This window comes from Pseudomonas sp. MWU13-2862 (assembly GCF_023242495.1).
Lineage (GTDB): Bacteria > Pseudomonadota > Gammaproteobacteria > Pseudomonadales > Pseudomonadaceae > Aquipseudomonas > Aquipseudomonas gingeri_D.
Window position 1 is genome coordinate 704,890 of record NZ_JALMEZ010000001.1, and the last position, 16,397, is coordinate 721,286.

21 protein-coding genes are annotated in these 16,397 nt (G+C 62.8%); 13 read left to right on the top strand and 8 right to left on the bottom strand.

The genetic code is table 11. From position 1 onward, the window contains the following. Positions 1-60: 60 nt before the first annotated feature. Positions 61-690 (bottom strand): L-threonylcarbamoyladenylate synthase, encoded by a 630-nt coding sequence (locus M5C56_RS03280; RefSeq protein ID WP_103496514.1) that lies wholly within the window; start codon positions 688-690, stop codon positions 61-63. Positions 691-703: 13 nt separating this feature from the next. Then, the gene (locus M5C56_RS03285; protein WP_103496513.1) at positions 704-1,567 is read right to left on the bottom strand and encodes a PHP domain-containing protein; all 864 of its coding nucleotides are present in this window, start codon (positions 1,565-1,567) and stop codon (positions 704-706) included. Positions 1,568-1,651: 84 nt separating this feature from the next. Between M5C56_RS03285 and M5C56_RS03290 the strand changes: the two genes are divergently transcribed. From M5C56_RS03290 to M5C56_RS03315, 6 genes are all read left to right on the top strand, one after another. After that, positions 1,652-2,248 carry a septation protein A gene (locus M5C56_RS03290; protein ID WP_103496512.1) on the top strand — a complete coding sequence of 199 codons (597 nt, stop codon included), beginning with the start codon at positions 1,652-1,654 and terminating at the stop codon, positions 2,246-2,248. Between the two features lies 1 nt (position 2,249). Next, positions 2,250-2,549, top strand: coding sequence for a YciI family protein (locus M5C56_RS03295; RefSeq protein ID WP_103496511.1), 300 nt, complete (start codon positions 2,250-2,252; stop codon positions 2,547-2,549). Between the two features lie 109 nt (positions 2,550-2,658). Next, entirely contained in the window at positions 2,659-3,069 is a 411-nt protein-coding gene (locus M5C56_RS03300; protein WP_103496510.1) for a translation initiation factor 2, read from the top strand. Between the two features lie 32 nt (positions 3,070-3,101). Continuing rightward, positions 3,102-3,779, top strand: coding sequence for a response regulator transcription factor (locus M5C56_RS03305; RefSeq protein WP_103496509.1), 678 nt, complete (start codon positions 3,102-3,104; stop codon positions 3,777-3,779). 230 nt (positions 3,780-4,009) lie between these two features. Further along, entirely contained in the window at positions 4,010-4,441 is a 432-nt protein-coding gene (locus tag M5C56_RS03310) for a Spy/CpxP family protein refolding chaperone (RefSeq protein ID WP_103496508.1), read from the top strand. A gap of 74 nt (positions 4,442-4,515) precedes the next feature. After that, the gene (locus M5C56_RS03315; protein ID WP_103496507.1) at positions 4,516-5,850 is read left to right on the top strand and encodes a HAMP domain-containing sensor histidine kinase; all 1,335 of its coding nucleotides are present in this window, start codon (positions 4,516-4,518) and stop codon (positions 5,848-5,850) included. A 7-nt stretch (positions 5,851-5,857) separates the two neighbouring features. Here M5C56_RS03315 and M5C56_RS03320 read toward each other — a convergent pair whose 3' ends face one another. The 3 genes from M5C56_RS03320 to M5C56_RS03330 all read right to left on the bottom strand — a co-directional run bounded on the left by M5C56_RS03320 (position 5,858) and on the right by M5C56_RS03330 (position 6,948). Then, complete coding sequence (locus M5C56_RS03320; RefSeq protein WP_103496506.1) at positions 5,858-6,127, bottom strand: type II toxin-antitoxin system RelE/ParE family toxin; 270 nt, start codon at positions 6,125-6,127, stop codon at positions 5,858-5,860. Further along, the gene (locus tag M5C56_RS03325; protein ID WP_103496505.1) at positions 6,117-6,308 is read right to left on the bottom strand and encodes an antitoxin; all 192 of its coding nucleotides are present in this window, start codon (positions 6,306-6,308) and stop codon (positions 6,117-6,119) included. Before M5C56_RS03325 ends, M5C56_RS03320 begins: the two co-directional genes overlap by 11 nt. A 79-nt stretch (positions 6,309-6,387) precedes the next feature. Next, a complete protein-coding gene (locus M5C56_RS03330; RefSeq protein ID WP_103496504.1) occupies positions 6,388-6,948 on the bottom strand; it encodes a nitroreductase family protein in 561 nt (186 codons plus the stop codon). Positions 6,949-7,068: 120 nt separating this feature from the next. Here M5C56_RS03330 and M5C56_RS03335 point away from each other — a divergent pair, with 120 nt between their 5' ends. Next, positions 7,069-8,523, top strand: coding sequence for a TrkH family potassium uptake protein (locus M5C56_RS03335; protein WP_103496503.1), 1,455 nt, complete (start codon positions 7,069-7,071; stop codon positions 8,521-8,523). Here M5C56_RS03335 and M5C56_RS03340 read toward each other — a convergent pair. Beyond that, positions 8,480-9,541 (bottom strand): AraC family transcriptional regulator, encoded by a 1,062-nt coding sequence (locus M5C56_RS03340; protein ID WP_103496502.1) that lies wholly within the window; start codon positions 9,539-9,541, stop codon positions 8,480-8,482. The two genes, M5C56_RS03335 and M5C56_RS03340, sit on opposite strands and share 44 nt — an antisense overlap. Positions 9,542-9,700: 159 nt before the next feature. Between M5C56_RS03340 and M5C56_RS03345 the strand changes: the two genes are divergently transcribed. Together M5C56_RS03345 and M5C56_RS03350 are read left to right on the top strand one after the other, a co-directional pair. Beyond that, positions 9,701-10,012, top strand: coding sequence for a DUF962 domain-containing protein (locus tag M5C56_RS03345; protein WP_103496501.1), 312 nt, complete (start codon positions 9,701-9,703; stop codon positions 10,010-10,012). Positions 10,013-10,111: 99 nt separating this feature from the next. Next, on the top strand, positions 10,112-10,702 hold the full coding sequence (locus M5C56_RS03350; RefSeq protein ID WP_103496500.1) for a phosphohydrolase: 591 nt from the start codon (positions 10,112-10,114) through the stop codon (positions 10,700-10,702). Positions 10,703-10,708: 6 nt separating this feature from the next. Here M5C56_RS03350 and M5C56_RS03355 read toward each other — a convergent pair whose 3' ends face one another. Further along, positions 10,709-11,530 (bottom strand): UDP-2,3-diacylglucosamine diphosphatase, encoded by an 822-nt coding sequence (locus M5C56_RS03355; protein ID WP_103496499.1) that lies wholly within the window; start codon positions 11,528-11,530, stop codon positions 10,709-10,711. Between the two features lie 129 nt (positions 11,531-11,659). Here M5C56_RS03355 and M5C56_RS03360 point away from each other — a divergent pair, with 129 nt between their 5' ends. The 3 genes from M5C56_RS03360 to M5C56_RS03370 all read left to right on the top strand — a co-directional run bounded on the left by M5C56_RS03360 (position 11,660) and on the right by M5C56_RS03370 (position 13,837). Next, on the top strand, positions 11,660-12,409 hold the full coding sequence (locus M5C56_RS03360; protein WP_103496498.1) for an AraC family transcriptional regulator: 750 nt from the start codon (positions 11,660-11,662) through the stop codon (positions 12,407-12,409). An 87-nt stretch (positions 12,410-12,496) separates the two neighbouring features. Next, positions 12,497-13,390, top strand: a complete 894-nt coding sequence (locus tag M5C56_RS03365) for a DMT family transporter (protein ID WP_103496497.1) — start codon at positions 12,497-12,499, stop codon at positions 13,388-13,390. A 153-nt stretch (positions 13,391-13,543) separates the two neighbouring features. Next, positions 13,544-13,837, top strand: a complete 294-nt coding sequence (locus M5C56_RS03370) for a hypothetical protein (RefSeq protein ID WP_103496496.1) — start codon at positions 13,544-13,546, stop codon at positions 13,835-13,837. An 8-nt stretch (positions 13,838-13,845) separates the two neighbouring features. Here M5C56_RS03370 and M5C56_RS03375 read toward each other — a convergent pair whose 3' ends face one another. After that, entirely contained in the window at positions 13,846-14,133 is a 288-nt protein-coding gene (locus tag M5C56_RS03375) for a SelT/SelW/SelH family protein (RefSeq protein ID WP_103496495.1), read from the bottom strand. 73 nt (positions 14,134-14,206) lie between these two features. Here M5C56_RS03375 and M5C56_RS03380 point away from each other — a divergent pair, with 73 nt between their 5' ends. Next, positions 14,207-16,396: a patatin-like phospholipase family protein gene (locus tag M5C56_RS03380; protein ID WP_103496494.1), complete on the top strand. Its 2,190-nt coding sequence runs from the start codon at positions 14,207-14,209 to the stop codon at positions 16,394-16,396. The last annotated feature ends 1 nt before the right edge of the window (position 16,397 follow it).

Here is a 16,397-nt window from a genome sequence, read left to right on the forward strand (position 1 = left end):
GGCGAACGGCAGTTCCTGCTGGGCATCGGCCTGGCTGTCGACGGTTTCCACGGCGGACATTCAGGCCTCGACCATGAACGGCGCGGGGTCGCCACAGCCCACGCGGATCACTTCCGGCTCGCCGTCCGCCAGGTTGATCACGGTCGAGGCCTTGATCCCGCCGAAACCGCCGTCGATCACCAGGTCGACCTGATGTTCGAGCAACTGGCGGATCTCGTAGGGATCAATCATCGGATCGGTCTCGCCGGGCATGATCAGACTGACGCTCATCAGCGGCTCGCCCAGTTCTTCGAGCAGCGCCAGGGCAATCGGATGGCTGGGGATGCGCAGGCCGATGGTGCGTTTTTTCGGATGCAGCAACAACCGCGGGACTTCCCGGGTGGCATTCAGGATAAAGGTGTAGGGCCCCGGCGTATGGGCCTTGAGCAGGCGAAACAGGCCCGTGTCGACCTTGGCGAACAGCCCCAACTGCGACAGATCGCTGCAGATCAGCGCAAAGTTGTGCTTGTCGTCCAACTGCCGCAAACGGCGCACCCGCTCGACCGCATTCTTGTCGCCGATCTGGCAACCGATGGCATAGGACGAGTCGGTGGGATAGATCACCACCCCGCCCTTGCGAATGATTTCCACCGCCTGTTTGATCAGGCGCGCCTGCGGGTTTTCCGGATGAATCTGGAAAAATTGACTCACGTTTTCTACCTGTTCAGACGACGGCAGTAAGTTGCTCATGTTTGAAGCGACACCAGAGTGGCGGCAGATCTTCAGGAACCGGGCGGTATTCACCGATCTCGGACCAGCCTCCAGGACCATGGAAATCACTGCCGGCACTGACCAGCAGCCCGAACTCACGGGCAAGGATCGCCAGACTGCCTACCTGCTCGGCGGGTTGATGCCCATTGACCACTTCGATAGCGTGGCCACCTGCTTGAATATAGTCGCCAATCAGCTTGCGGCGCTTGCTGCGGGTGAAATCGTAGTGCCAGGGATGGGCCAGACTGACCCAGGCGCCGGACTCCCGCAGGGTGCCGACGGTGTCTTCCAGGGTCGGCCAGTGCAGCTTGACGTCCCCCAGCTTGCCCGCGCCGAGCCACTTGCGAAAGGCTTCGGCACGGTCCTTGACGAAACCGGCACGCACCAGGAAATCGGCGAAATGCGGACGCGCCGGGGCATTGCCGCTATCGCCCAGTTCCTGCTGGATCGCCCGCGCGCCTTCCAGCGCGCCGGGCATGCCCTTGAGCGCCAGCTTGCGGCTGATTTCCTCGGAACGCAGCCAGCGGCCCTCGTGCAAGCGGGCGATGGCCTCGACCAGCGCCGGCGCCTCGACGTCGAAGCCATAGCCCAGCACATGGATGGTCGCGCCACCCCAGGTGCAGGACAATTCGACGCCGTTGACCAGCCGCATCCCCAGCCCATCCGCCGCCGCACGGGCTTCGGCCAGGCCTTCGAGGGTGTCGTGATCGGTCAGGGCCAGGACCCGCACGCCTCTCTCGTGCGCACGGGCGACCAGGATCGCGGGCGCGAGGGCACCGTCGGAGGCCGTGCTATGGCAGTGCAGATCGATTTCCACGGGGATTGAATAACCTCTAGGCGGCGCTTTCGCTGGCAATGATGTTTGTTATTATGCCGTCACATCCTGCTTCTGGCTGCCACTGTGAAACAATTCATCGATTTCATCCCGCTCTTCCTGTTCTTCATCGTCTACAAAATCGAACCGCGGGTCATGGAGATCGCCGGCCACAGCCTGACCGTGGGCGGTATCTACAGCGCCACGGCCATGCTGATCATCAGTTCCCTGGTGGTCTACGGCACCCTCTTCATCACCCACCGCAAACTGGAAAAAAGCCAGTGGCTGACCCTGATCGCCTGCCTGGTATTCGGCAGCCTGACCCTGGCCTTCCACAGCGAAACCTTCCTCAAGTGGAAAGCCCCGGTGGTCAACTGGCTGTTCGCCCTGGCCTTTGCCGGCAGCCACTTCATCGGTGACCGCCTGCTGATCAAGCGCATCATGGGCCACGCCCTGAACCTGCCCGAGCCGATCTGGACCCGCCTGAACCTGGCCTGGATCGTGTTTTTCCTGTTCTGCGGCGGCGCCAACCTGTTCGTGGCGTTCACCTTCCAGCAGTACTGGGTCGACTTCAAGGTGTTCGGCAGCCTGGGCATGACCCTGCTGTTCCTGGTCGGCCAGGGCATCTACCTGTCCCGCCACCTGCACGACACCGACCCGACCATCCCGAAAACCGAGGACTGACATGCTCTACGCGATCATCGCCACCGACGTCGAAAACTCCCTGGACAAACGCCTGGCCGTGCGCCCGGCGCATCTGGAACGGCTGCATCAGCTCCAGGCGCAAGGGCGCCTGGTCCTAGCCGGCCCGAACCCGGCCGTGGACAGCAACGACCCGGGCGCCGCCGGTTTCAGCGGCAGCCTGATCGTCGCCGAATTCGACAGCCTGAGCGCGGCGCAAGCCTGGGCCGAGGCCGATCCGTTCGTTGCCAGCGGGGTCTACGCCCAGGTACTGGTCAAGCCGTTCAAGCAAGTCCTGCCATAAATTTCTCCCCTCGCGATGAACCTTCAGGGTTCATCGCGGCCCAATCGCTCATTATTCTCGTTCAGCAGCCGACAACCTGCCCAATGCCGATTGGAATCAGGAGTTTGCGATGCGCCAGGGTCCGTTGTTGCTGCTAGTGGTCATCTTGTCGATAGGGGCCGCCGCCCACGCCGAAGAGAGTCAGGGGTCGAGTAATTCCACCCCCCTGTCCTTGAGCGCCGGTAGCCAGATCACCGATTTGCAGCAACGCTTGAAAGAAAGCGAGCGACAACGAGAAGAGTTGAGCAAACAATTGCAGAGTGCCGACGCCGAGCGCGAAAGTGCCCAGTTGAGCCGCCTGCGCCAGGAAAACCAACGCCTGAAGCTGCAACTCAAGGAAGCCCAGGCCAGCGCCGGACCGCGCCTGCTGACCGATCAGCAGCAATGGTTTGTCACCGGCGGGGGAGTTGCACTCCTGGCCCTGCTCTGCGGTATCTTCGCCAGTGGCGGACGTAGACAACGTCGGCAATGGCTGAATTGAGCGGCCAATAGCGATCTGTAATCGAGAGAGTCATGAGCGACCTGTTACTGATAGACGATGACCAGGAGTTGTGTGAACTCCTGACCAGTTGGTTGAGCCAGGAAGGCTTCCAGGTACGCGCCTGCCACGATGGCCAAAGCGCGCGCAAGGCCCTGGCAGACAGCGCCCCGGCCGCCGTGGTGCTGGATGTGATGCTGCCCGATGGCAGCGGCCTGGAACTGCTCAAGCAATTGCGCAGCGATCACCCGGAGTTGCCGGTCGTAATGCTTTCGGCCCGTGGCGAACCCCTGGACCGTATCCTCGGCCTGGAGCTGGGCGCCGATGACTACCTGGCCAAACCCTGCGATCCCCGGGAACTGACCGCGCGCCTGCGCGCCGTACTGCGCCGCAGCCACCCGACCGCGACTCCGAGCCAGATGGAGCTGGGTGACCTGTGCTTCAGCCCGGTGCGTGGCGTGGTCACCATCGACCAACAGGACTTCACCCTTACCGTCTCCGAAAGCCGCTTGCTCGAAGCCCTGCTGCAGCAACCCGGCGAGCCCCTGGACAAACAGGAACTGGCGCAGATCGCCCTGGGCCGCAAGTTGACCTTGTACGATCGCAGCCTGGACATGCACGTGAGCAACCTGCGCAAGAAGATCGGTCCGCACCCGGACGGCCGCCCACGCATCGTCGCCCTGCGTAGCCGCGGTTACTACTACAGCCTGTAAACCCCTGTGGGAGCTGGCTTGCCAGCGATGACTGGCGCAAGAGCGATGCAGGATTCAACCTCATCGCTGGCAAGCCAGCTCACAAGGGTCGGCATTGCCAGTCAGGCAAGTGTCAACCCGGGGCAAAAACCTCTTTACTCAAGCTTTACCCTCCCCTGACCGCCGCTGACCTTGAACTCCTTAATCTGTACTCATCCGGACTGACCGGAATCGAGACAAGGAGAAACACCATGCGCAAGACCCTTATCGCCCTGATGTTCGCTGCTGCACTCCCTACCGTGGCCATGGCCATGCCTCAAGACGGTGGCCCGATGGACGGCCCGGCATACGGTCACGACCAGCATCACGGCAAAGGTGGCTTCCAAAAACTGGACCTGACCAAGGAGCAGCGCCAGCAGATCCGCAAACTGGTGGGTGAACAACGCCATGATCGCAAGGCAATCGCCATCAAGTATCTGGAAAAACTCTCGCCTGCCGACAAGGCTGCCTTCAAAGGCGAACTGGATGCCGCTCACCAGAAGACCCAAGGCCAGATCCGCGCCCTGCTGACGCCTGAACAGCAGAAGACCTTCGACGAAATGCAGAAAAAGCAGGCCGAGCGCCGTGCCGAATGGACCGAATTCAAAGCCTGGAAGGCGCAGCAAGCGCAAAAAGCGCAATAATCCGCTTATGCTCCAGCCCGACGGCCAACGCCGTCGGGCTTTCTTCGTTTGTACCGTTTGGTTGAGGACTTGCTGTGCGATCACTGTTCTGGCGCATCCTGGCCAGCTTCTGGCTGGCCATTGCCCTTGTCGCGGGCCTATCGATTCTGCTCATGCACATCCTCAACCAGGACAACTGGATTCTCAGCCGTCATCCGGGGTTGAACACGCTGGCCGAAGAGTGGACGCAAACCTACGAAAGCCAGGGCGAAGAAGCCGCCCAGGCGATTCTGGAACAGCGCAAGCAGCGCTATCACATTGATGTGCAAGTGCTCAACGAAGGCGGCGATCCGCTGGTCCGCGGAACCTTTCCACGTCGGGCCGCGGCCTTTGAAGCACGCCAGAACAACGATGACCGCAAGCTGCCCTGGCGGCGCCTGACGGTCGAGTACACCAGCCCGAAAAGCGGCGAAACCTACCTGCTGATCTACCGCATTCCCCACCCGGAACTGGACGCCTGGCACCGCGAAAGCCTGCTACGCCCCCTCAGCGCCTTGGGCATTGCCCTGGTGGTGCTGACCTTGTTCAGTTTACTGGTGACCTTGTCCATCACCCGCCCCCTGAGCCGCCTGCGCGGTGCCGTGCATGACCTGGGGCAGACCACCTACCAGCAAAACAGCCTGGCAAAACTGGCGGGGCGGCGCGACGAATTCGGTGTGCTGGCCAAGGACTTCAACCTGATGGGCGCGCGCCTGCAAAGCCTGATCAGCAGCCAGCGCCAATTGCTGCGGGATGTCTCCCACGAATTGCGCTCACCACTGGCACGCCTGCGTATTGCCCTGGCCCTGGCCGAACGCGCCGGTGCCGAGGAACGCGAGCGACTCTGGCCACGCCTGACCCGCGAATGCGACCGGCTGGAAGCGCTGATCAGCGAGATTCTCACCCTGGCCCGGGTCGACTCCGACCAGGCCAGTGCCGAAGAGGTCGACCTCACGGCGCTGCTCACCACCTTGCAGAAGGACGCCAACCTGGGCTGCCCGGAACAGCCGGTGCACTTCGACGGCGAACCACCGTTGAGCTTCAAGGGCTGGCCGACCATGATCGAACGGGCTGTGGATAACCTGCTGCGCAACGCCCAGCGTTTCAATCCCGAGGGCCAGGCCATCGAGCTGACCGCGCAACGTCAGGGTGAGCGCATCGAAATCAGCGTGCGCGACCATGGCCCCGGCGTGGAGCCCGATCATCTGGCACAACTGGGTGAACCCTTCTACCGAGCGCCCGGGCAAACCGCCCCGGGCCACGGACTGGGACTGGCCATTGCCCGGCGGGCGGCGGAACGGCATGGTGGCAGCCTGGTGCTGGCGAATCACCCCGAGGGTGGGTTTATCGCAAAACTGGATCTGCCTTTGGAGCCTGGGGCACTGGTTTAAGTGGCTATCAGGGATACTCTTGCCGGGCGTGCAGCACGGCGACTATCTCGATGAAATCTGTAATGCGGTAAACCACCAGATAGTTTGGATGCACGATGATTTCACGAGTGCCAGGCACACGACCAAACCGATACAAGCAGGGGTGTCGAGGAAGAGCTGAGGTCGCTGCCTCAATGGCGTCGTTTAAATTCTCGGCCGCCACAATATTTCGATCAGCGATGTAATTCAGGATCTCACGGAGTTCGGCCCGAGCTTCGGGCCGCCACTCAACCCGCATCGTTCCGATTGCGCTTCGAAGCGATCAAGGCACGCATTTCCGCCATCACATCATCATGTGGAACGTTAGGACGAGGGTCATCCAGGGAAGCCTGCACCTTGGCACGAAACCAACGGTCGTAGCTGGCTGCCTGCTCTTCAGTCTCGAATTCCGACACTATGGGGGATAGTTGGGCGCTCATAAGGGCCTCCGGCGTAGATGCAAACCAGTTTACGCCCTATGAACGCCTGCTGTCTCAGCCTGAAGCTTCAGAAAACATTTCAAGCCGACCAGGCTCCGACAAACTCAGTCAGATCGACCTTCGGTGGCTGACGCAGTTCGTTCTGCGGCGTGCCCAGGTACAGGAAGGCGATCACTTCCTCGTCATCGCCAAGCCCCAAACCCTTGGCCACATGGCGTGAATAGGACAGCTCGCCGGTGCGCCACACCGCGCCGATCCCCTGGGCATGGGCCGCCAGGAGGATGCCGTGGGCCGCACAACCGGCGGCCAGCAACTGCTCGGACTTCGGGACCTTGAAGTGCTCCTGCAAACGCGCCACCACCACAATCACCAAGGGTGCGCGCAAAGGCATGGCGTGGGCCTTGTCGATGGCCGCCGGGTTCGCATCACCCTCTTGCAGGCGCACGGCTTCAGCCAGCAGGCTACCCAATTGCTCGCGGGCCGCTCCCTCAACGGTCAGGAAACGCCAAGGCCGCAGTTGCCCGTGATCCGGTGCACGCATGGCGGCGGCGAAGAGGATATCGCGCTGGGCCTGGGTCGGTGCCGGATCGAGCAGGCGCGGTGCGGATACACGGTTGAGCAAATTGTCGAGAGCCTCCATCGGCCACCTCCTCTGGAAAATGATCGGGCTATTCTAGCCAGATCCCAGGCGGCCGTGCCGGTTTACATGATCGGGGTCACAGGTAAAATGGCGCCCGTCCCCCTTTCCCGAGCCTATTTCATGGCGATGCCGACCCTGCGCATCATTGGTTTCATCATCGGCATCTTCCTGATCACCCTGGCTGTCAGCATGGTCATCCCCATGCTGGTGCTGGTGGCTTTCGAGCACACTGGCGACCTGCCGGCCTTTCTCTGGGCCAGTACGATCACCTTCCTCGCCGGCCTGGCACTGGTGATCCGCGGTCGCCCGGAACAGGTACAACTGCGCCCCCGGGATATGTATCTGCTCACCGTCTCGAGCTGGGTGGTGGTGTGCATTTTCGCCGCGCTACCCTTCGTGCTGACCCTGCACACCAGCTACACCGACGCCTTTTTCGAAAGCATGTCGGGGATCACCGCCACCGGTTCGACCGTGCTCAGCGGCCTGGACAGCATGTCCCCGGGCATCCTGATCTGGCGCTCGCTGCTGCATTGGCTGGGTGGGATCGGCTTTATCGGCATGGCAGTGGCGATCCTGCCGCTGCTGCGCATCGGTGGCATGCGCCTGTTCCAGACCGAATCCTCGGACCGCTCGCAAAAGGTCATGCCGCGTTCGCACATGGTGGCGCGCCTGATCGTCACCGCCTACATCGGCATCACCCTCCTCGGCAGCCTGGCGTTCTGGTGGGCCGGCATGAGCCTGTTCGATGCGATCAACCACGCCATGTCGGCGATTTCCACCGGCGGTTTCTCCACCTCGGACCAGTCCCTGGCCAAGTGGAGCCAACCGGCAGTGCACTGGGTGGCCGTGCTGGTGATGATTCTCGGCAGCCTGCCATTCACCCTCTACGTGGCGACCCTGCGCGGTCACCGCAAGGCGCTGATCAAGGACCAGCAGGTGCAGGGCTTGCTCGGCCTGCTGCTGGTGACCTGGCTGGTACTCGGCACCTGGTACTGGTGGACCACCCAGCTGCACTGGCTCGATGCCCTGCGCCACGTCGCACTGAACGTGACCTCGGTGGTCACCACCACCGGCTTTGCCCTGGGCGACTACAGCCTGTGGGGCAACTTCTCGTTGATGCTGTTTTTCTACCTGGGCTTCGTTGGCGGCTGCTCGGGCTCGACGGCCGGCGGGATCAAGGTGTTCCGCTTCCAGGTCGCCTATATCCTGCTCAAGGCCAACCTCAACCAGTTGATCCATCCCCGGGCGGTGATCAAGCAGAAATACAACGGTCACCGTCTCGACGAAGAGATCGTGCGTTCGATCCTGACCTTTTCGTTCTTCTTCGCCATCACCATTTGTGCTATCGCCCTGGCCCTGTCGCTACTGGGCCTGGACTGGATGACCGCGCTTACCGGTGCCGCCAGTACCGTCTCCGGCGTCGGGCCGGGCCTGGGCGAGGTAATCGGGCCATCGGGGAATTTCTCCACCCTGCCGGACGCTGCCAAGTGGATCCTGTCCCTGGGCATGCTGCTCGGCCGGCTGGAAATCATCACGGTGTTCGTTCTGTGTATCCCCGCATTCTGGCGTCATTGATCGAGGCCACCGCCCCCAACATCCGCGCCCGGTATTCGCCGGGCGTGACCTCGAACCAACGGCGGAAGGCGCGAAAAAAGTTGCTCGGGTCAGCGAAGCCCAGCAGATAGGCGATTTCCAGCAAGGTCATGCGCGGCTGCGCCAGGTATTGTTCGGCCAACTCACGACGGGTGTCGTCGAGCAGCGCCTGGAAACTGGTGCCCTCCTCCTGCAAACGGCGCTGCAGGGTGCGCTGGGACAGGTGCAGGGTCTGCGCCACCACTTCGCGCTTGGGCTCGCCCTGGGGCAGCAGTCGACACAACACCTGGCGCGCCTTGTGGGTCACCCGGCTTTCCGAGAAACGTGCCAGATATTCGCCGGCAAACCGGTCGTGGAGCAAGGCCATGGCCTCATTGGCGGTCGGCAACGGCGCTTCCATGTCGGCCTGCTCGAAGATCAGCGCATCGTAAGGTGCGTTGAATACCAGCGGCGCATGGAACACTTCCTTGTAAGGACCGATATCCTCCGGCTCCGTCCCCTGCAGCAACACCTTGCGCGGCTGCAAGGTGCGCCCGGTCAGCCAGCCGCACAGCGCCAGGGCGCAGGCCAGGGACGCCTCGGCGCTCTGGCGGGTGGGCGGCAGATGGTCGCCGTGCACCGTCAGGATCAATGCATAACCCTCGGGCAAGAGGCGAAAGCTCAAGTCGGCGCTTTCGGCGATGATCCGCTGATAACGCACCAGGCGCCGGAAACCCTCGGCCAGGGTCTGGCTGGACATCAGCGCGTAGCCGGCAACATGAAAGGACGCCGGGCGTACCACCCGGCCCATGTTCAAACCAATCGCCGGGTTGCCGGAAAGCTCCACCGCGCGCTGCCAGAGGCGCGTCATCGAATCCTGGGGAAAACGCGCATCGGGGTCGTCCAGGGACGCATAATCGAGCCCCAGCTGCCGGAACAGGACGCGACAGTCCAGGCCATCCATCTCCAGCGCCTTGACAATCCCCATCGCCCAGCTTGCAGAAGTCGTTCTCTCGCTCATGGCCTTTTCTTGCATGATAAGTCGTATAGGACGACTAATGGCCTAAGGATACTAAAGTGGCGTCTATTGTCACTGGTCGCCGCTGCCAATCACTCTAGACTCAAATAAGCTCCCCGTGGAACCCTCCATGGGCGAGGTCGCCAACGCGGAGAGTACCCCGTGGAAAACATCAGAAAATTCAACAGCTTCGCAGAGTTCTACCCCTACTACCTGAGTGAACACGGCAACAGTACCTGCCGCAGGTTGCATTTCGTCGGCACCAGCCTGGTGATCTTTTTCCTGGCGTTGGCCATCGGTCGCGCCTCGGGAGGGTTGCTGCTGGCGGTGCCCGTGGCCGGTTATGGCTTCGCCTGGGTCGGCCATTTCTTCTTCGAGAAGAACCGCCCGGCCACCTTTGAACACCCCTTCTACAGTTTGCTCGGCGATTTCGTCATGTTTCGCGACATGATCCTCGGCAAGGTACCGTTTTAGGCCCGGGGGGCCAGCAAAGCGTCCTGCGCAGCCACTGCCAGGACGCGGGCAAGCCCTAGACTGAGTCCGGCAGCGATAAAAACCACAAGAGGACAGCCGATGACCGGACAAGCCCGCTTTACCCATATGCAGGACGGCACCCAGGAGGATTGGGCGGTGATTGCCGCCGACTTCAGCGCCTACGCACGACAACTGCCGGCACGGATCCTGACTCACCTGAAGCTGCTGGAGGGTGATTTCGGCGGTTTCCCGGTGGATCGCCTGACCCATTCGCTGCAAACCGCCAGCCGGGCCTGGCGCGACGGACGGGACGAGGAGTACGTGATCTGCGCGCTGCTCCACGATATTGGCGACACTCTGGGTTCCTATAACCACCCGGACATCGCCGCGGCGATCCTCAAGCCCTTCGTCAGCGCGGAAAACCTGTGGATGGTGGAAAAGCACGGAATTTTCCAGGGCTACTACTTCTTCCATTACCTGGGAATGGATCGCCATCTGCGCGAGCAGTTTCGCGAGCACCCGCAGTATCTGGCGACCATCGAGTTCTGCGCCAAATACGACGCGGCGGCCTTCGACCCGGACTACGAGAGCCTGCCCCTGAGCTTTTTCGAACCGATGATGGAGCGCGTATTCGCCCAACCCCGGCAGTCGATCTACAAGGCCGCGACGGCGCAGAACCAGACGGCCTGATAGGGGCTAACCCGCCTCGGCGACTTTTTCCAGCTCCAGCTTGAGCTGCGCCTCTTTCGCCTGGGCATCCGCCAGGCGATACAGCTCGATGGTGCCATCCCAGTGTTCGATCAGGGCGGTGCAGGACTCGACCCAGTCACCGCAGTTGAGGTAGTCCACTTCGCCGACCTTGCGGATCTCGGCATGGTGGATATGCCCGCACACCACCCCATCGAGCCCGCGCTTCACGCATTCGTGGGCGATCGCCTCTTCGAAGTCGCTGATAAAGCTGACCGCGGTCTTGACCTTGTGCTTGAGGTAGGCCGACAACGACCAGTAGCCATAACCGTAGCGGGCCCGCCAATGGTTCAGCCAGCGATTGAGGGTCAGGGTGAGCTCGTAGGCCGAATCGCCGAGAAACGCCAGCCAGCGGTGATAACGGGTGATCACGTCGAACTGGTCGCCATGGATCACCAGCAGCTTGCGCCCGTCGGCGGTCTGGTGCACCGCTTCGTCGACCAGCTGGATATTGCCCAGGATCAGTTTGGAGTAACGGCGCAGGAACTCATCGTGGTTGCCGGTGACATAGACCACCTCGGTGCCACGCTTGCTCATGGTCAGCAGCCGGCGGATCACGTTGGTGTGCGCTTGCGGCCAGTACATGCCGCCACGCATCTTCCAGCCGTCGATGATATCCCCCACCAGGTAGATACGGTCGGCCTGATAGCCCTTGAGAAACTGCGACAGGTGTTCGGCCTGGCAGTCGCGGGTCCCCAGGTGCACGTCGGAAATCCACAGGGTTCGCACACGCTGCTTACGGCTGGGTTTGGCAAGCTCCGCACGGGTCATGGGCATTCTCCGGATTTTTCCTGAGCTTGCACCGGGGCAGTTAATAGTCCATGACAGCTACATGGCAGTCCGATGACAACCACCCGAACGGCAAGCGGTGTAGACTGCGACGATGCCAAGGAGACCGCGATGGGACCGATCCTGACCCTGCGCCACTACAGCCCCGACCTGATCAACCACAGCCATGCCCATGCGCAGCTGGTGTTTGGCCTGTCCGGCCGGCTCGACTTCGAGATCGAGGGGCACGGCAGCCAGGTGGTGCAGCAAAGCGTCGCGGTGATTCCCTGCGATGCCCATCACGTCTGCGCCAGCCCCAACGGCAGCCGCTGCCTGGTACTGGATGTGCCCGACGAACGCTGGTTGCTGAACACCCTGGGCGACCATGCCGAGGCCAGCCGGCGTCTGCTCGACACCGCCGGGCCACGCACCCTCGACGCCGCCCAGGGCCAACTGGTGCAGTGGCTGGCGGCCAGTCCCGTGGACGACCCGTTGATCGCGCAACAGGGCGCCGTGCTGCTGCTTGCCAGCCTGAACAGCCCCGGCAGCCGCCCATTCGCTGGCAAGCGCCTGCCCCTGGCCGCCCTCAACGCGCACATCGATCGCCATCTGGCCCACCCGCTGCAGGTGACGGACCTGGCGCGTATTGCCGACCTGTCCAGCGCCCGCCTGCATACGCGCTTTGTCGCCGAATGCGGGCAGACGCCCATGGACTATGTGCGCAGCCGTCGCCTGCATATCGCCCTGGGACTGCTGCGCGAGTCGACCCTGCCGATTGGCGAGATCGCCAGCCGCGTCGGCTACCAGTCGCAAAGTGCCTTTGCCGCCGCCGTGCTCCGCGAGTTCGGCCGCACACCCGGCGCGTTGCGACGCGAGTCCTGAGACAAACGACAGCAGGCACGCGACAGACAGGCACACTGGCCGCCCTCTAGACTGCGGCTCTGTCTGTCAGCGTTTTCAAGGACCACCATGACTCCCCGTTCCGCCCTGGGCGCCCTGCATATCGGCGCATTGATGTTTGGCCTGACCGGCGTGTTCGGCAAACTCGCGAGCGCCGCCCCGGCGATCATCGTTTTCGGCCGTGCGGTCTTTGCCGTGCTCGCCCTCAGCCTGTTCGCCCGCCTGGCCCGCAATCATCACTGGCAACCGTTGCAGGCACAGGACTGGCGGCGCCTGCTGCTCAGCGGCCTGCTGCTGGCCGGGCACTGGGTCAGCTTCTTCATTGCAGTAAAAGTCGCCGGTGTGGCCGTGGCGACCCTGGGTTTCGCCAGCTTTCCGGCCTTCACGGTGATTCTGGAAGGCGTGATCTTTCGCGAGCGCATCCGCTTCAATGAAATCCTCCTGGTGGTGCTGGTCAGTATCGGCCTGGTGCTGGTCACGCCCGACTTCAACCTTGCCAGCCAGGCCACCGGCGGTTTGCTCTGGGCCGTACTGTCCGGCCTGCTGTTCTCATTGCTGTCACTGGCCAACCGGGCCGGCTCCGGGCGGATTCCCGCCGTACAGGCAGCGTTGTGCCAGAACCTGGCGGTCGCCGCCTGCCTGCTGCCCTGGGCCGCCCCGGATCTTGCGCAAGTACCAAAGCTGGACTGGGTCTGGATCGGCCTGCTCGGGGTGTTCTGCACAGCCGTGGCCCACAGCCTGTTCGTGGCCAGCCTCGCGGTGATCAAGGCGCGTACCGCGGCGGTGGTCTTTGCCCTGGAGCCGGTGTACGGGATCACCGCGGCCTGGCTGCTGTTCGGCGAAAACCCGACCTTGCGCATGTTGATCGGCGGCGCCCTGATCATTCTCGCCATCGTGGTGTCCAGCCGCCTGGGCGCGGCGGCGGCACCGCGAGAAAACCAGGAAGCCGCGTCAGTTCATTGACGAAAACCCAATCCGCCTATACTGGTGACATCCGCAACAGTTTGCTGTCGTTCACGGAGATCAGGGTTTCTCGACGACAGCTGCAGTGATTCCCCCCCTGAATCGACTCGATTCGAGCGGCCCTCCCCATCAACATGTTGGAGGGTTTCATCCATGGACATCGTCAGTCTTTTGATTCAAGCCATCAGCGGCGCCGTGGGCGGTAACGTGGCCGGGTCGGTCCTGCAGAAATACAACCTGGGCCCGGTCATCAATTCCATCCTCGGCATACTCGGCGGCGGTCTCGGCGGGCAGTTGCTCGATCTCTTCACCAACGGCAGCGTGGGCAGCGGTAGCGGCGCACTGGACCTGACCTCGATCCTCAGCAGTATTGCCAGCGGTGGCGTGGGCGGTGGGGTGCTGATGGTCATCGTCGGGCTCATCAAGTCGAAGCTGAGCCCGTCGTAAGTCCGCGCCTATCGGGGCCGGTCGTTGTGCCCGAGGTAGCGCTCGGGATCGATCCGGTCCCGTACCCGCTGCTTGAGTACCTTGGCTTCGGGAAAGCCGTCGTCTTCCTTGCGCTCCCAGATCTGCACCTCGTCGCAGGTGATCCGGAACACTCCGCCGGTCCCCGGCTCCAGGGCCACCTGGCCGAGATCATCGGCGAAGGTGCTGAGCAGTTCCTGGGCCAGCCAGGCGGCACGCAGCAGCCATTGGCACTGGGTGCAGTAGGTGATGACGATATGCGGTTTACGTGCGGTCATGATTGCATCCGGCTGTGGAAGGAAAGGTCGTCGCTATAATAACGACCTTTTTATCGTCCCTCCCGAGATCATGATGCGCCGCCTGTTGTCCTGCCTGCTCCTCTGTCTACTGCCCCTGGCGCTGCAAGCCGCCGAACCGCCGCGACCGAAGATCGGCCTGGTGCTGTCCGGCGGTGCCGCCCGTGGCCTGGCCCATATCGGCGTGCTCAAGGCCCTGGAAGAACAGGGCATCAAGATCGACGCCATCGCCGGCACCAGCATGGGCGCGGTGATCGGCGGGCTGTATGCCTCGGGCTACAAGATCGACGAGCTGGAAAAGCTCGCCCTGGGCATCGACTGGAAACAGGCGCTGTCCGACGCCCCGCCACGGGAAGACATCCCGTTTCGGCGTAAACAGGATGACCGCGACTTCCTGGTCAAACAGCAGCTCAGCTTCCGCGACGACGGCAGCCTGGGCCTGCCGCTGGGAGTGATCCAGGGCCAGAACCTGGCCTTGCTGCTGGAAAGCACGCTCGCCCATGCCAGCGGCACCCGTGACTTCGACAAGCTGCCGATCCCCTTTCGCGCGGTTGCCACCGATATCGCCAGTGGCGAAAAAGTCGTGTTCCGCCGCGGCCACCTGCCCCAGGTGGTCCGCGCCAGCATGTCGATCCCGGCGGTATTCGCCCCGGTCGAGCTGGACGGGCGCCTGCTGGTGGACGGCGGCATGACCGACAATATCCCGCTGGATGTGGTGCGCGAAATGGGCGTCGACATCGCCGTCGTGGTGGATATCGGCACCCCGCTGCGCTCACGCAAACAACTGGCGACCGTGGTCGACGTCCTCAACCAGTCGATCACCCTGATGACCCGGCGCAACTCCGAAGAACAGCTGGCCACGCTGCACCGCAATGACATCCTGATCCAGCCGGCGCTGGCCAGTTACGGCAGCACCGACTTCGGCCGCGCCCAGGACATCATCGACGCCGGTTATCGCGCCACGCGCATTCTCGACGCGCGCCTGGCCGGCTTGCGTTCGCCGCCCAATCCCGACGCCGAACTGATCGCCGCCCGTGCGCCCGAACAGCGCACCCCGGTGATCAATACGATCAGGATCGAGAACGACTCCAAGGTCAGCGACGCAGTGATCCGCTATTACATCCGCCAACCCCTCGGCGAGCCGCTGGACCTCGAGCGCCTGCGCATCGACATGGGCACTCTCTACGGCCTGGACTACTTCGAGCAGGTGCAATACCGGGTCGCGCGCAAGGGCCAGGAACACACCCTGGTCATCAGCGCCCGGGGCAAACGCAGCGGCACCGACTACCTGCGCCTGGGCTTGAACCTGTCGGATGACATGCGCGGCGACAGCGCCTTCAATCTCGGCGCCAGTTATCGGGTCAACGGCATCAACAGCCTCGGCGGCGAGTGGCTGACCCGGGCCCAGATCGGCGATCAGCAGGATCTCTACAGCGAGTTCTATCAACCGCTGGACACCGGCTCGCGCTACTTTGTCGCGCCCTATGTGAACCTGCAAACGCAGAATGTGGAAGCGACCCTGGATAACGATCCAATTGCCGAATATCGCCTGGAACGGTACGGCTTCGGCTTGAACATCGGGCGCCAGATCGCCAACAACGGCGAGATCCGTCTCGGTATCGGCGAAGCCTGGGGCCAGGCCGACGTGAAGATCGGCGATCGCAGCCTGCCGCAGGTGAGTTTCAGCGAAGGTTTCTACGCGCTCAAATACTCCTTCGACTCGCTGGACAACGTCTATTTCCCGCACACGGGGGAAAACATCAACCTGACCCTGCGCGAGTTCGACCCGAGCCTGGGTTCGACCCAACGCTACCGGCAGTGGGAGTTCACCCTGGACAAGGCCCTGAGCCAGGGACCGAATACCTGGATCCTGGGTGGGCGCTACGGACATACCCTGGACGACGCCGAAGTGGTCACTTCGAGTTTCCTGCTGGGGGGCGCACGGCAGTTATCGGGGTTCCGCCAGGATTCGATTGCCGGGCAGAACATCAGCCTGATGCGCGCGGTCTATTACCGCCGGCTGACACCCCGGGCCTACCTGCCGCTGGATTTCCCCCTGTACCTCGGCGCCTCCCTGGAACGCGGGCGGGCCTGGAACAACGACAATCAATTCGACACCGGTTACATCAACGCCGCCAGCGTGTTCCTGGGCTTCGATACGCCACTGGGGCCGTTGAACTTCAGCTATGGCCTCAATGACGACAATCAGAAGGCGCTGTACCTGAATCTGGGACAGACCTTCTGAT